The 13,564-nt window shown below is 69.8% G+C and carries 13 protein-coding genes; 7 read left to right on the forward strand and 6 right to left on the reverse strand.

Annotated elements, in window-relative coordinates:
* Positions 1-6 precede the first annotated feature (6 nt).
* Positions 7-714, reverse strand: a complete 708-nt coding sequence (locus BTE28158_RS28560; protein WP_059608003.1) for a Crp/Fnr family transcriptional regulator — start codon at positions 712-714, stop codon at positions 7-9.
* An 81-nt stretch (positions 715-795) separates the two neighbouring features.
* On the opposite strand from BTE28158_RS28560, the gene BTE28158_RS28565 reads away from it, so the two are divergent.
* From BTE28158_RS28565 to BTE28158_RS28575, 3 genes are all read left to right on the forward strand, one after another.
* The gene (locus tag BTE28158_RS28565; protein WP_151051855.1) at positions 796-1,320 is read left to right on the forward strand and encodes an Mpo1 family 2-hydroxy fatty acid dioxygenase; all 525 of its coding nucleotides are present in this window, start codon (positions 796-798) and stop codon (positions 1,318-1,320) included.
* Entirely contained in the window at positions 1,313-2,368 is a 1,056-nt protein-coding gene (locus BTE28158_RS28570) for a 2-dehydropantoate 2-reductase (protein ID WP_151051857.1), read from the forward strand. The genes BTE28158_RS28565 and BTE28158_RS28570 overlap by 8 nt, the downstream gene beginning before the upstream one ends.
* A gap of 83 nt (positions 2,369-2,451) precedes the next feature.
* Positions 2,452-3,066 carry a methyltransferase domain-containing protein gene (locus BTE28158_RS28575; protein WP_124621518.1) on the forward strand — a complete coding sequence of 205 codons (615 nt, stop codon included), beginning with the start codon at positions 2,452-2,454 and terminating at the stop codon, positions 3,064-3,066.
* Positions 3,067-3,081: 15 nt separating this feature from the next.
* On the opposite strand, the gene BTE28158_RS28580 is transcribed toward BTE28158_RS28575, so the two are convergent.
* Together BTE28158_RS28580 and mdtD are read right to left on the reverse strand one after the other, a co-directional pair.
* Entirely contained in the window at positions 3,082-4,356 is a 1,275-nt protein-coding gene (locus BTE28158_RS28580; RefSeq protein ID WP_059608007.1) for an EAL domain-containing protein, read from the reverse strand.
* Positions 4,357-4,539: 183 nt separating this feature from the next.
* Positions 4,540-5,979 carry a multidrug transporter subunit MdtD gene (mdtD, locus tag BTE28158_RS28585; protein ID WP_059608008.1) on the reverse strand — a complete coding sequence of 480 codons (1,440 nt, stop codon included), beginning with the start codon at positions 5,977-5,979 and terminating at the stop codon, positions 4,540-4,542.
* Positions 5,980-6,179: 200 nt separating this feature from the next.
* On the opposite strand from mdtD, the gene BTE28158_RS28590 reads away from it, so the two are divergent.
* Positions 6,180-6,503, forward strand: a complete 324-nt coding sequence (locus tag BTE28158_RS28590; protein WP_174920211.1) for a DUF2917 domain-containing protein — start codon at positions 6,180-6,182, stop codon at positions 6,501-6,503.
* Here BTE28158_RS28590 and BTE28158_RS28595 read toward each other — a convergent pair.
* Positions 6,476-7,708: a citrate/2-methylcitrate synthase gene (locus BTE28158_RS28595; RefSeq protein ID WP_174920213.1), complete on the reverse strand. Its 1,233-nt coding sequence runs from the start codon at positions 7,706-7,708 to the stop codon at positions 6,476-6,478. The two genes, BTE28158_RS28590 and BTE28158_RS28595, sit on opposite strands and share 28 nt — an antisense overlap.
* Before the next feature lie 139 nt (positions 7,709-7,847).
* On the opposite strand from BTE28158_RS28595, the gene BTE28158_RS28600 reads away from it, so the two are divergent.
* A complete protein-coding gene (locus tag BTE28158_RS28600) occupies positions 7,848-9,239 on the forward strand; it encodes a CoA transferase (RefSeq protein WP_151048335.1) in 1,392 nt (463 codons plus the stop codon).
* 21 nt (positions 9,240-9,260) lie between these two features.
* Here the strand turns inward: BTE28158_RS28600 and BTE28158_RS28605 are convergent, their stop codons facing one another.
* Complete coding sequence (locus BTE28158_RS28605; RefSeq protein ID WP_059528318.1) at positions 9,261-10,007, reverse strand: GntR family transcriptional regulator; 747 nt, start codon at positions 10,005-10,007, stop codon at positions 9,261-9,263.
* A gap of 168 nt (positions 10,008-10,175) precedes the next feature.
* On the opposite strand from BTE28158_RS28605, the gene BTE28158_RS28610 reads away from it, so the two are divergent.
* Complete coding sequence (locus tag BTE28158_RS28610) at positions 10,176-11,021, forward strand: aldo/keto reductase (RefSeq protein WP_151048334.1); 846 nt, start codon at positions 10,176-10,178, stop codon at positions 11,019-11,021.
* Between the two features lie 29 nt (positions 11,022-11,050).
* Positions 11,051-11,557 (forward strand): hypothetical protein, encoded by a 507-nt coding sequence (locus BTE28158_RS33135; protein WP_174920216.1) that lies wholly within the window; start codon positions 11,051-11,053, stop codon positions 11,555-11,557.
* 926 nt (positions 11,558-12,483) lie between these two features.
* On the opposite strand, the gene BTE28158_RS28620 is transcribed toward BTE28158_RS33135, so the two are convergent.
* On the reverse strand, positions 12,484-13,494 hold the full coding sequence (locus BTE28158_RS28620; RefSeq protein WP_151048333.1) for a HoxN/HupN/NixA family nickel/cobalt transporter: 1,011 nt from the start codon (positions 13,492-13,494) through the stop codon (positions 12,484-12,486).
* Positions 13,495-13,564: the final 70 nt, after the last annotated feature.

A 13,564-nucleotide genomic window follows, 5' to 3' on the forward strand; every position in this document is an offset into this window, starting at 1 on the left:
GCGCCGTCACGGCGTACCGCCGGGCAGGCCGCTCGCGCGGCGCAGCGCGTCGACGTCGACGAGTTCGATTTCGCCGACATGCAGCCGCACGATGCCGTCGGCCTGCAGCGCCTTCAGCAGCTGGTTGGTGGTCTGCCGCGTGAGCGAGAGCATTGCCGCGAGCTTTTCCTGCGACATCCGGATGCGCGTGCGGCCGGCGCTGATCCCGCCGTAGCCGTCGGCGATCATCAGCAGTCGCGCGGCAAGCCGCTGCGCGGCCGGCATCACGCTCATCGATTCGACGGTCAGGAAGCTCAGCCGGAGCTTTTGCGCCATCAACAGCGCGAACTGCCGCCAGTATTGCGGTGTCGCGTCGAGCATCGCGACGAGCGCGGCCTGCGGGACGTGCAGCAGCAGCGTGTCGTCGAGCGCGATCGCATCGTGCGTGCGCGGTTGGCCGTCGAACAGCGCGATCTCGCCGAACCATGTGACGGGGTCGGCGACCGTCAGCAGCGCTTCCTTGCCCTGCGGATCGACCGCGCCTATGGTGAGGGAACCGGCCAGCACCGCATACAGCCCGCACGGCGGGTCGCCGCGGCGGAACAGCGCCTGGCCGGCCGGCAGGTGCCGCAACGCGGCGCGGGCGAGCAGCGCCTCGCGCAACGCGGGCGGCAGCGCGGCGAACCACGGGTGCGCTTCGATCTGCGGCAGGTACGGGGCGAGCGGCGAGGGCATGGGCACGCGATGTCGGGTAGCTGACAGAGGTTGTCGGGCGTGACGCGCATCATAGCGCTCGATGATCGTTCAGGAGACACCATGAAGACGCTCGAGGATCACCTTTCCCAGTATGCGGCCTACCATCGCGACGTGCGCAACATTGCGACGCATCTGGTCGGCATTCCGATGATCGTGTTCGCGGTCGAGGTGCTGCTGTCACGGCCGGCGATCGGCGTGCTGGCGGGCGTCGCGCTGTCGCCGGCGCTGCTGCTCGCCGTGGCGTTCGCGGCGTTCTACCTGCGTCTCGACCTGCGCTTCGGGTTGGCGATGACCGCGCTGTTTGCGCTCGGCGTGTGGGCTGCGCAGACGCTCGCGTTGCTGCCGACCGCGCAATGGCTCGCGATCGGCGTCGGCGCGTTCGTGGTCGGCTGGATCGTGCAGTTCGTCGGACACTGGTTCGAAGGGCGCAAGCCCGCGTTCGTCGACGACCTGGTCGGCCTGATGGTTGGGCCGCTGTTCGTCGTCGCCGAAGTCGCGTTCTTCGTGGGCCTGCGCGGCGACGTGCGCCGTGAAGTCGAGCGGCGCGCGGGCCCGGTCCACGGCGGCGTGCACTCGCATGTCTGACACGTCGGCCGCGCCGGTCTGCGTGTTCGGCGCGGGCGCGGTCGGCTGCTATCTCGGCGGCCGGCTCGCGGCGGCGGGGACGCCTGTCACGCTCGTCGGCCGCGCACGGATCGGCGACGCGATTCGCGCAAACGGGCTGACCCTGACAGACCGGCGCGGCCATCGCGCGACGCTCGCGCCGTCCGAGGTCGAATTCTCGACCGATCCGGCCGCCGCGGCCGCCGCGCGGCTCGTGCTTGTCGCGGTGAAGTCGGCCGCGACGCAGGACACCGCGGCGCAACTGGCCGACGTGCTGCGGCCCGGCACGATCGTCGTCAGTTTCCAGAACGGTCTCTACAACGCCGACGTGTTGCGCGATGCGCTGCCGCAAGCGACCGTGCTGGCCGGCATGGTGCCGTTCAACGTGATCGAACGCGGGCCCGGCGCGTTTCACCAGGGCTCGGCCGGCGTGCTCGCGGCCGACGCGTCACCCGCGCTGCAGCCATTCGCCGGCGCGTTCGCCCGTGCCGGGCTACCGCTCGCGCTGCACCGCGACATGCGTGCTGTGCAGTGGGCGAAGCTGCTGCTGAACCTGAACAACGCGGTCAATGCGCTCGCGAACCTGCCGTTGCGCGACGAACTCTCGCAACGCGCGTATCGACGCTGCGTCGCGCTGGCGCAACGCGAAGCGCTGCACGTGCTGGCGCGCGCCGCGATCCGGCCCGCGCGGCTCACGCCGTTGCCGGCTGCCTGGATTCCCGCCGTGCTCGACTCGCCCGATCCCGTGTTTCGCGCGCTGGGCGGCCGGATGCTCGCGATCGATCCGCTTGCGCGTTCGTCGATGTCCGACGATCTCGCCATGCGCCGTGCGACCGAAGTCGAGTGGATCAACGGCGAGATCGTCCGGCTGGCCGCGCGCTTCGGTGCGCAGGCGCCGGTCAACGCGCGGCTGTGCGCGCTCGTTCACGACGCCGAAACCTCGGCATCGCGGCCCGCCTGGCGCGGCGATGCGTTGTGGGCCGAGTTGACCGCGCACGCGCATCGCGCGGGCGACATGAGGGCGGCATAATCCCGCGTTACACCACGCGCGATGCGCAACGGCTAAGATGCGGAGTGCGTCGCACGACAGGACGCGTATGCGGAGCAATCGCCATGGTGGATCGCCCGACTCTCGACGCCTACGAAGCCCATGCCGCGCAATACGCGCAGGACTGGCTCGACCAGGCCGCCCCCGACGACATGTATGCGCTGCTCGAGCAATATTTCTCGCCGGGGCCGACCGCCGACGTCGGCTGCGGCGCGGGGCGCGACACTGCGTGGCTCGCGTCGCAAGGATTCGACGTGCGCGGCTACGATGCGAGCGCGGCGCTGCTCGCCGAGGCTCGCTTGCGTCACCCGTCGCTGACGTTCGAACTGGCTGCGCTGCCGGCGCTCGCGGGCGTGCCGTCCGGCGCGTTTCGAAACGTGTTGTGCGAGACGGTCGTCATGCATCTCGACCAGGCGGATGCCGCTGCGGCGGCCGCGCGCCTGGCTGCGCTGCTGATGCCCGGCGGCACGTTGTACCTGAGCTGGCGGGTGGCCGGCAACGGCGCGTTGCGCGACGAGCGCGGCCGCTTGTACACACCGCTCGATTCGGCGCGCATGCATGCGGCGCTCGGCCCCGGCATGCACGTGATCGACGAGCACGAGGTGGTCAGCGCGTCATCCGGCAAGCGCGTGCATCGGCTGATCGCGCGCCGGGACGACGACGTCGATGGCGCCGCATGAGCGCGGCGCGCGAACTCAGTCGCGGTTGAGCGCCGCTTCCCAGTTGATGTCGACGCACAGCACCTGCATGCCGGTCGCGGCCGGCGCGGCGATCGATGCGGTCACGCACAGGTGCGCTTCGTTGATCGACAGGTACGGCGGCGTCAGATGCACGCGGCCCGGCGCGCGCATCGCATGGATGAAGTAGGGGCGACGCTCCCAGCTCGCGCCTTCCGAATGCAGCAGCGGCCGGAAGCGTTTGGCCCGCTGCGACACGCTGCCGCGCGCGAGCACGTTGTCGCCGATCTGGCGGCCCGATGCATCGAGCAGGAAGCAGCGCGCGGTTTCCGGCAACCCGAGCACGGCGCCGGCGGCGTCGATCAGCGGTTCGCCCGCGACGAGCTTCTGGCTCGCTTCCTCCAGCGCGGCGACATAAGGCGCGAGGCGTTCGGCCTGCGTGCGCTCGCGTTGCGCGACGCGCAGCCGCAACGCGGCCGACAGCGTATCCATGCAGCCCGCGGCGGCCTGCGGTTGCACGGGGTCGACGCTCGGCCCCGCGAAGTATTGCCCTTGCACGAAATCGACGTCACATTCGAGCGCGATCAGCGCGTCGCGCTCGGTCGAGAGCCCGCCCATCAGCACGAGCTGGCCGGATTCGTGCAGCAGCGACACGAGCCCCGGCAGCACGCGCTCGAGATGCGAGTGTTCGCTCGCCTGCGCGAGGATCCCGCGGTCGAGCGTGACAATGTCGGGATGCAGGTGCCACACGCGGTCGATGTTCGAATGTTTCGCACCGAAGCCGCCGAGCGCGATCAGGAAGCCGGCCTTGCGCAGGCCGTCGACGATCGCCGCATAGCGCGGCGTCTCGCCGCCTGCCTGCTCGGGCACTTCGAGCACCACGCGATGCGGCGGCAGGCCGAGCGCCTTCAGGTTCGCGAGCAGCGCGTCGCCGTAGACGGTGTCCATCAGCGCGGCCGGATGCAGGCTCAGGAAGAGCCATTCGTCGTGACTGTCGAACGCGTGGAAGTTGCCGAGATGCAGCGATTCGGCGAGCCGGCCGAGCTCGAGCAGGTCGCCGCGCCGCGCCGCCTGCGTGAACACCTCGTGCGACGCGACCTGGCGGCTGTCCTCGTCGTGCGCGCGCAGCGACGCGTGGTAACCGATCGCGCGGCGGTGCGACACCGAGAAAACGGGCTGGAACACGCTAAACACGGTGTACGCACCGTACAGCACGGTGCGCCGCTTCCCGTCGTCGCCGGCGACGGGGCGGGGCGGCTGAAAGCCGGGTGGATCGATGTCGATCATGCTCATGATGTCGGCCGAAGGAAGACTGCCAGTTTACCTAGAGAATAGGCCAGCAAGAAGCATGCACGGCATCGGGCCCCGTGCCACGCCCCGTCGCGGTCGCCGGGTGCCGCGCGGCGCAGCCATGTTGCACCGACATGGTGCGCCGCGCGCCGTCGTGGGGTTTCCCGGCACGGCGCACGCGGTGCGTCACGCGCGCTCGGACGGATCGGTCTTGTGCTGCGCGCGGCCGCGGATCTCGGGCGCGAGCTGCGCGAAGATCCATGCGGACGCGGCCGTGATGATCCCGACGCAGACGAAGGTCGCGTGGAACGCGGGCAGCGTGTTGCTCGGCGTCACCGTGCGCAGCATCCCGGTGAAGGTGGCCAGCAGCGCGCCCGCGACCGTGACGCCGAGGCTCATCGACAGCATCTGCACGAGCGAGAACAGGCTGTTGCCGCTGCTCGCGCCGCCGGTGCCGAGGTCCTTCAGCGTCAACGTGTTCATCGCGGTGAACTGCATCGAGTTGAAACCGCCGAACAGCGCGAGATGGATGACCTTCACCCAGACGGGCACCGAGTCGCGCATCAGCGCGAAGCTTGCCATCATCACGCCGACCATGATCGTGTTCGCGAGCAGTACCTTGCGGTAGCCGTGCTGCGTGATCAGACGCGTGATGATCCGCTTCGAGAACATCCCGGCCGCCGCGACCGGCAACATCATCAGCCCGGCCTCGAATGCCGAATAACCGAGACTCACCTGCAGCAGCAGCGGAATCAGGTACGGCATCGCGCCGCTGCCGATCCGCGCGAACAGGTTGCCGAGCAGGCCCACGCTGAACGTGTGGATCTTGAACAGTTCGAGCGAGAAGATCGGCTGCGGCGCGCGCACCGCGTACAGCCCGTACGCGACGAAGCACGCAAGGCTCAGGATCAGCAGCACGAGCACGGCCGCGTGCTGCATGCCGAGATCGGCGAGCCCGTCGAGCGACAGCGAGATCGCGACCATCCCGATCGTCAGCAGCAGATAGCCCTTCAGGTCGAAGCGGCCGACGGCCGGGTTGCGCGAGTCGGGCATCGAGTAGAAGGTCGCGACGCAGCCGGCGATGCCGACCGGCACGTTGATCAGGAAGATCCAGTGCCACGACGCGATCTTCACGAGCCAGCCGCCAAGCGTCGGCCCGATCAGCGGACCGATCAGCCCGGGGACCGCGACGAACGACAGCGCGGCCAGGTAGCGCTCGGCCGGGAACGTGCGCAGCACCGCGAGCCGCCCGACCGGCAACAGCATCGCGCCGCCCACCCCCTGCACGACGCGGAACACGACGAGCTGCGACAGCGTATGCGCGTTCGCGCACAGCAACGAACCGAGCGAGAACACCAGGATTGCGCTGAAGAACACGCGCCGCGTGCCGAACGTGTCGGCGAGCCAGCCCGAGACGGGGATCATCACCGCCATCGTCAGCGAGTACGCGATCACGACCGACTGCATCCGCAACGGCGATTCGCCGAGGCTCGCGGCCATCGACGGCAGCGCCGTGTTGACGATCGTCGCATCGAGCGTCTGCATGAAGAAGCCCGTCGCAACGAGCCAGAGCATCACGGTGAGGTTCTTTTCGCCGGGAGCGGCGGCGGGCGGGCGTTGGAACATGGGGGCGGACCAGTGGCGCGGGACAGCCGCCATTGTAGGCAAAGCCGCCGTGCCGCGCAGGATCGGCGCGGGTGCGCCGGACGCCCGTCCGTCAGCCGACCGGTACAGTTCAGCCGAAAGTGTCTGCGGGCGTATCTGTCCGGGGTGCGACGCTGTCCGAAATACTGGTGTCCTCGAACCCACGCGACCCGGAGGCGGCCATGCGAGAACTGCGACTCTACGAGATGGACGGCAACGAGCCGGCCGGGCGGTGGCGCATCGTCGATCGCACCGCGCTGCAGGTCGCGGACGGCGACCTGTGGGTGACGATCGAGGGCCGGCCGGACGATCACTGGCTGCGCGCCGGCGAGACGCTGGCGCTGCTGCCCGGCATGCGCGTATGGATCAGCGCGGCGGCGGGCGGTGCGGTGTTCGCGTTCGGCCCGCAGGCGGCGCCGGACCTGCGGGCCGAGCCGATCGCGTGGCGACGGTTCGCCGCATGGCGCGCCGGCCGTGGTCAGGCAGCCGCGTCGCTGCCGACGTAGCGCGCGCGGGGCCGGATCAGCTTGCCGTCCGCATATTGTTCGAGCGCGTGTGCGATCCAGCCCGCGGTGCGGCCAGCCGCGAACAGCGTGAACGCGGCGCCCTCGGGTAGCGCAAGCGAGCGTTCCAGCACCGCGAGCGCGAAATCGATCGCCGGTCGCAGGCCGGTCGCCGCCTCGACGCGCGCGGCGAGCCCACGGGCCATGCGTAGCGGCGTCCGGTCGGGCAGCATCGCGTGCAGCGCGTCGAGCAACGCGCGGGCGCGCGGATCGCCGTCGGGATAGAGCGGGTGCGCGAAACCGGACAGCGCGGTGCGCGCACCGTCCGCCCGTTCGTCGTGCGCGACGCGCAGCGCGAGGTAGCGGTCGAGGTCGGCGGCACGCGCCGCTTCGTCGAGCAGCGCGCCCGCGCGGAACGTCTCGCCGCCGTGGCGCGGGCCCGACAGCGCTGCGAGCCCGCCCGCGATCGCACCGAACAGGTGGGTGCCGGTCGACGCGATGCAGCGCACCGCAAAGGTCGACGGGTTCAGTTCATGATCGGCGCACAGCACGAGGGCGCGGCGCAGCAGGTCGGCTTCGTCGCGTCGCCGGAGCCGCCATGCTGCGGCGAGCTGCCGATGCACGGGCGCGTCGCTCGGCGCGATGCCGGCCAGCGCGGCCGTCGTCACGCGCAGCAGCAGCGTGGCCGAGTCGAGCTGCGCGTCGCGCCCTTGCGCCCACAGGCGCGGCAGCGAGGCGGCCGCGGCGGGGAGCAGCACCAGCGTGCGCTCGAGCGGCGCGAGATGTGCCCAGCGGCGAGCCCAGTCGTCCCACTGCGCGGCGTCGAAACCGGTCGACGCAAGCGATGCCGCGCCCAGCCGCGCGGGCGGACAATCCCACAGTCGTGCGGCCGTTTCCTCGAGCGTCGCGTCGTTCGCGAGCGCGATCGCATCGGCGCCGCGATAGTGCAGGCGGCCGCCGGCGATCTGCGTGATCCGTGATTCGAGCACGGGCACGCCCCAGTCGAGCGAGCGTTCGGCGACGCCGCCCGCGCGTTTTGCATCGGCGCGGCGGCGCGCGAGCAGGCGCACCTCGTCCGCGTCGTAGCGGCGGCGCTTGCTCGCGCCGTCCGGCAGCGAGCGCAGCAGGCCGCGGCTCACATACGCGTAAAGGGTGCTCACGCTGACACCAAGGATGCCGGCGGCTTCCGGCGCGCTGAGGGACGTCATGCCGATCGCTCCTGTCGGGGCGCATGTAGCGCGGCCCGGCTACAACTATTCGTTATGTATTGATTCGCGCAATCAAGATTGATCGCGCCCGTCGCGAATTCTAGACTCGAATCCGTCTCCTCAACGGCTCGCTTTCACCATGACACCCGAACTCGCATTGTCCCGCTTGTGGCAACTTGCACGCGGCGAACCCGGCGCGCTGGCCCGCGCGGCCGTGACGGGGCAGGACCCCACGCTGCCGTCGACGTTCCACGTCGGCACGCTCGCCGCCGCGACGATCGCGGCAGCCGGGCTCGCGGCGGCCGAATGCCACCGGCTGCGCACGGGCGTGGCGCAGCGCGTCGACGTGTCGATGCGCGACGCGCTCGTCGCATTTCGCAGCGAACGCTACCTGCGCGTGGACGACGGCCTGCCGCCCGAGCCGCGCCATCCGGTAACGGGTTTCTACGACACGCGCGACGGACGCTGGATCCAGCTGCATGCGAACTTTCCGCATCACCTGCACGGGATTCTCGACGTGCTCGGCTGCGGCCCGCAGCGTGACGACGTTGCGGCGGCGATCCGCACGTGGGACGGCGCGGCGCTGGATACCGCGCTGGCCGAGGCCGGCCTGTGCGCGGCATTGATCAGAACCCCTGACGAATGGGCGTCGCACGACCAGGCACGCGCGCTCGCGTCGCTGCCGTTGTTCGAGATCGAGCGGATCGGCGACGCGCCCGTCGAGGCGATCGGCCGCGGCGAGCCCGACCAGCCGCTCGCGGGCGTGCGCGTGCTCGATCTCACGCGCATCATCGCGGGGCCGGTCGCGGGCCGCACGCTGGCATCGCACGGTGCACAGACGCTGCTCGTCAACGGTCCGCACCTGCCGAACATCGCATCGCTCGTGATCGACAACGGGTGCGGCAAGCGCTCGACGTGGATCGACCTGCGCGAGGCGGCCGGCGTTGCCACGCTGCGCGAGCTTGCACGCGACGCCGATGTATTCCTGCAGGCCTATCGCCCCGGCGCGCTCGCGGCGCGCGGGTTCTCGCCGCAGGCGCTGGCGGAATTGCGACCCGGCATCGTGTGCGTGTCGGTGTCCGCATACGGGCATGCGGGGCCGTGGTCGATGCGGCGCGGCTTTGACAGCCTCGTGCAGTCGGCGAGCGGTATCGCCTGGTGCGAGCAGCATGCCGCGCACGCGGACGGCCCGCGCCATCTGCCGTGCCAGGCGCTCGATCATGCGACCGGTTATCTCGCGGCGTTCGGCGCGATGATCGCGCTCGCGCGCCGTGCAACGGAAGGGGGGAGCTGGCACGTGCGGCTGTCGCTCGCGCAGACGGGACGCTGGCTGCAATCGTTCGGCACCGTGCCGGACGGCCTGCATGCGCCGGATTTCACGTTCGACGACGTGCGCGACCGGATCGACCGGACCGCTTCGCCGTTCGGCATGATCGATGCCGTGCGTCCGGCCGAACGTCTGTCGACGACCCCGCCGCGATTCACGCGGCCGCCCGTGCCGCTCGGCACGGACGAAGCGCGCTGGCAATGAGCGCCGGCGGCACCGTGCGCATTACTTGCGCAGCTCGACGACGAAGTCGTAGTAGTCGTTGCGGCAGTAGGTATCGGTGAGCTCGATCGCGCGCTGGTCGGCCGTATAGCCGATTCGCGTGATCAGCAGCAGCGCGTCGTGCGGCGCGATGCCCATCTGCTGCGCGATCTCGTCGGTCGCGTTGACCGCGCGGAAATGCTGCAGCGCGCGCACGATGGGCGTGCCGCGTGCTTCGAGATAGCTGTACAGCGAACCGCCGATCGCCTGCGGATCGGGAATCAGCGTGGCGGGGAACGTCGAGTTCTCGACGGCCATCACGATGCCGTCGGCGAGGCGCAGGCGTTTCAGCCGTGTAACCGATGCGGCCGGCGACAGGCCGAGCTGGATGACTTCGTCCCGGTTCGCCGGCTGAATCTCACGTTCGAGCCACTGCGAGCTCGGCTTGAAGCCACGGCGCTCGAGCATCTCGCTGAAGCTCGACAGCCGCGACAGCGGATCCTCGTAGCGCGGCTGGATGAAGTTGCCGGCGCCTTGCGTGCGGCGGATCAAGCCCTGCTCGACGAGCAGCGCGATCGCCTTGCGCGCGGTGATGCGCGACACGCCGAGCGCTTCGGACAGCACGCGTTCGGACGGCAGCGCCTCGCCGGCCGCCCAGCGATTGTCGTGGATCGCGTCGCCGAGCTTGCGGGCGAGCTGCAGGTAGAGCGGCGTATCGTTCTCGGGGTCGGGGCGCAGGTCCTGCCAGCGGTCGTCCGTGGGTGCCTTCATGGAATGGGTATCGATCAGATTGCCGGCCATTCTAAGTCATCATGCGGCGCCGTTATATCCGGTTTTTGCCGTGCAGCAGGTGGACGCCGCGCCGATTGACTACACTGATGCGTCGTATTCGATGCTACGGCCGCGGGTGCGCGGCCACCAATCCGCAGCGAGGAGCGCATGACAGACACGATCGCCACGGTCGTCCTGCCGGACGGCGAGACGATTCCGAAGCTCGGCCTGGGCACTTGGGAAATGGGCGAGCGGCCCGCGCGTCGCGCGGACGAGATCGCCGCATTACGTGAGGCTATCGCGCTCGGGATGACGCTGGTCGACACCGCCGAGATGTACGGAGACGGCGCGACCGAGGCGCTCGTCGGCGAGGCGCTGACCGGACTGCGCGACGGCGTGTTCCTTGTCAGCAAGGTGTATCCGCATCATGCGAGCAGGCGTGGCGTCGTCGCCGCGTGCGACGCGAGCCTCAAGCGTTTGCGTACCGACCGTCTCGACCTGTACCTGCTGCACTGGCGTGGTTCGGTGCCGCTCGAGGAGACGGTCGAGGGATTCGAGGCGCTGCGGCGCGCGGGCAAGATCCGCCATTGGGGTGTCAGCAACTTCGACACGGCCGACATGGCGGAACTCGTCGACGAGGCGGGCGGCAGCGCGTGCGCGACCAACCAGATCCTCTACAACATCGCGCGGCGCGGCCCGGAATTCGACCTGCTGCCATGGCTCGCCAAGCACCGGATGCCGGCGATGGCCTACAGCCCGGTCGATCACGGGCGGCTGCCGAAGCGTTCGCCGCTCGACGAGATCGCGCGGCAACGCGGTGTATCGGTGATGCGCGTCGCGCTTGCCTGGGTGCTCTCTCGGCCGGGTGTATTCGCGATCCCGAAGGCGTCGCGGATCGAACACGTCCGCGACAATCGCGCGGCGCTCGATCTCGAGTTGAGCGATGACGAGCGCGCGCAACTCGACGGCTACTTCCGTCCGCCGCGCAGCAAGCGCGCGCTCGAAATGCTCTGACCTTGCCGGGTCAGGCGATGCATCGGTCAGTGACCATGGCCACCGGCCGATCCACCGTTGCCGCCATTGCCGTTTCCGTTGCCGACACCGTTGGCACCGCCGTTGCCGGCGCCACCACTCCCGTTGCCATTGCCGTTGCCGCCGCCATTGCCGTGGCCACCGTTGCCGCCGTTGCCACCGCTGCCGCCGCTGCCGCCGCTGCCACCGCTGCCACCGCTGCCACCGTTGCCGCCGTTGCCACCGTTGCCACCGCTGCCACCGCTGCCACCGCTGCCACCGCCGTTGCCGCCGTTGCCGCCGTTGCCGCCGCCGCCGTTACCGCTGCCATTGCCACCGCCATTGCCACCGCCGTTACCGTGACCGCCGTTGCCGCCGCCGTTGCCGCCGCCGTTGCCGCCGCCGTTGCCGTGACCGCCGTTACCGCCGTTACCGCCGTTACCGCCGCCGTTACCGTGACCGCCGTTGCCGCCGCCGTTGCCGCCGCCATTGCCACCGCCGCCGTGGCCACCATTACCACCCGAGGTACCGCCACCTGAGGTGCCGCCTCCTGAGGTACCGCCACCCGAGGTACCGCCACCCGAGGTACCGCCACCCGAGGTACCGCCACCCGAGGTACCGCCACCCGAGGTGCCGCCACCCGAGGTACCGCCACCCGAGGTACCGCCACCCGAGGTACCGCCACCCGAGGTACCGCCTCCTGAGGTGCCGCCACCCGAGGTACCGCCACCCGAGGTACCGCCACCCGAAGTACCACCACCTTTACCCTCGTTGCCTGATGCACCGCCGCTACGACCTGTTCCGCTCGTACCACCGGATGTCGCCCCGGTCGATCCACCGACGCCAGCAGGCCCGACGGTGCCGCTTCCACCGCTTCCACCATTACCGCTGCTACCTGGGCTGCTACCGCCAGAGGTGCTTCCGGCGCCGCTGCCCACAGCGCCTCGGCCGGCATATATGTGGACCGCGCAAGCAGCCGGACTGGCGGCACAGGACGCCGTGTCGTCGGCGAGCATCATGACGGGGTCTGCGCTGGCGGTCGGGTCGGACGCGACGCCGGGCATCGAATCCTGGGCAATCGCGTAAGAACAGCAGCATGCAAACGCGGCCGCGGCCAGCAGGGTCGTGCGATAGCACCATCCCGCCGTACGGGACAGTTGATTCGTTCTGCTCATTATTGATCTCCCCGATGCGCGCGATGCCTCGTCACGCGCGACCATCAACGTGTGATGCAGGGGACCAGCAACGATGCATTGTCGTATCGGCGGCCGATGCGTGTCGGACCGGCGTCAGAAGCCAGCCGGGAACACGAATCGGCACGCGGGCCCGCCGTGCGAATCCCTAACTGCGAGATTCGTGCCACCGACCGGCCGTGCCCGTGGCGCAAGGCGCGCACGTATCGCGCGACAGCGTGTGATACGCCGTCGTGAGCGTTTTGTTTCCGAAATGAAACGTCTGACTACGTCTATCGCGCCGTCGTGTCGGCAGCACGCGGCCAGCGATGGCAAAGGATCGACGCGATCCAGGCGACGAGAAACAGCGCGACGATGCCGTAACCGATCGCGCCGAAGCGCGCGCCAAGTGCGTCGAGCGCCTCGCGGACCGGGCCCGTCAGCGACAGCTTGTCGGCGAGCAGGCCTGCGGCCTCGATCCCGCCGACCGCCAGTGCGACGGCCGCCGAGAGCAGCGTGATGCTCGCGTTATAGAGCAGCTTGCGCCGCGGGTCGTCCATCGCCCAGCCGTACGCATGAATCATCAGCACGTTATCGGTAGAGTCGATCAGCGTCATGCCGGCCGCGAACAGCGCAGGAAACAGCATGACCGAATGGATCGGTAGCGCGTGGCTTGCCTGCGCGGCAGCGATCGCGAGCAACGCGATTTCTGTTGCAGTATCGAAACCCAGGCCGAACAGCACGCCGACCGGATACATGTGCCAGCTTTTCGACACGAACCGGAACAGCGGGCGCAGCAGCCGCGACACGAGGCCGCCCGCGCGATGCGCGTGCGCGGCACCGTGAGCCGCGTCCGGCGCGCCGCGATAGCGCCGCCACACGTCGCGCAGGATCACGAGGTTCATGCACGCGAGCACGAGCAGGAAGGTTGCTGATACCGCCGTGCCGATCGTGCCTCCGATTTCGCGGAATGCGTCGAAGCGGTCGCGCAGCGCGAACGCGCTCAGCGCGATGCCGAGCGTCGCGACGACCACGATCGTCGAGTGGCCGAGCGAGAAGAACAGGCCGACCGTCACCGGACGCTGGCCGTCCTGCATCAGCTTGCGCGTCGCGACGTCGATCGCGGCGATGTGATCGGCGTCGACCGCATGACGCAGCCCGAGCCCGTACGCGATCGCCGCGGTGCCGAGCAGCAGCGGACGGTCGTGCAGCACCGCGAGCGCCCACAGCCAGACGGCGACGTTCGCGGCGATCAGGCCGGCATACAGCATCAACAGGCGGCGCAGGGCAGGGGTGGGCGGCATCGGGGTGGTTCCATCGGACGAATCGCGATGTATTGTGGCATGCGCAAAAATGGCCTGGCGTGCCGATCAA

Origin of the sequence: Burkholderia diffusa, from assembly GCF_902499115.1 — a bacterium.
Taxonomy (GTDB): Bacteria; Pseudomonadota; Gammaproteobacteria; order Burkholderiales; family Burkholderiaceae; genus Burkholderia; species Burkholderia diffusa.

Bases quoted from the DNA above. Each gene is read 5' to 3' on its own strand.
- BTE28158_RS28560 (WP_059608003.1), bottom strand. From the start codon at position 714: ATGCCCTCGCCGCTCGCCCCGTACCTGCCGCAGATCGAAGCGCACCCG.
- BTE28158_RS28565 (WP_151051855.1), top strand. From the start codon at position 796: ATGAAGACGCTCGAGGATCACCTTTCCCAGTATGCGGCCTACCATCGC.
- BTE28158_RS28570 (WP_151051857.1), top strand. From the start codon at position 1,313: ATGTCTGACACGTCGGCCGCGCCGGTCTGCGTGTTCGGCGCGGGCGCG.
- BTE28158_RS28575 (WP_124621518.1), top strand. From the start codon at position 2,452: ATGGTGGATCGCCCGACTCTCGACGCCTACGAAGCCCATGCCGCGCAA.
- BTE28158_RS28580 (WP_059608007.1), bottom strand. From the start codon at position 4,356: ATGAGCATGATCGACATCGATCCACCCGGCTTTCAGCCGCCCCGCCCC.
- mdtD (WP_059608008.1), bottom strand. From the start codon at position 5,979: ATGTTCCAACGCCCGCCCGCCGCCGCTCCCGGCGAAAAGAACCTCACC.
- BTE28158_RS28590 (WP_174920211.1), top strand. From the start codon at position 6,180: ATGCGAGAACTGCGACTCTACGAGATGGACGGCAACGAGCCGGCCGGG.
- BTE28158_RS28595 (WP_174920213.1), bottom strand. From the start codon at position 7,708: ATGACGTCCCTCAGCGCGCCGGAAGCCGCCGGCATCCTTGGTGTCAGC.
- BTE28158_RS28600 (WP_151048335.1), top strand. From the start codon at position 7,848: ATGACACCCGAACTCGCATTGTCCCGCTTGTGGCAACTTGCACGCGGC.
- BTE28158_RS28605 (WP_059528318.1), bottom strand. From the start codon at position 10,007: ATGAAGGCACCCACGGACGACCGCTGGCAGGACCTGCGCCCCGACCCC.
- BTE28158_RS28610 (WP_151048334.1), top strand. From the start codon at position 10,176: ATGACAGACACGATCGCCACGGTCGTCCTGCCGGACGGCGAGACGATT.
- BTE28158_RS28620 (WP_151048333.1), bottom strand. From the start codon at position 13,494: ATGCCGCCCACCCCTGCCCTGCGCCGCCTGTTGATGCTGTATGCCGGC.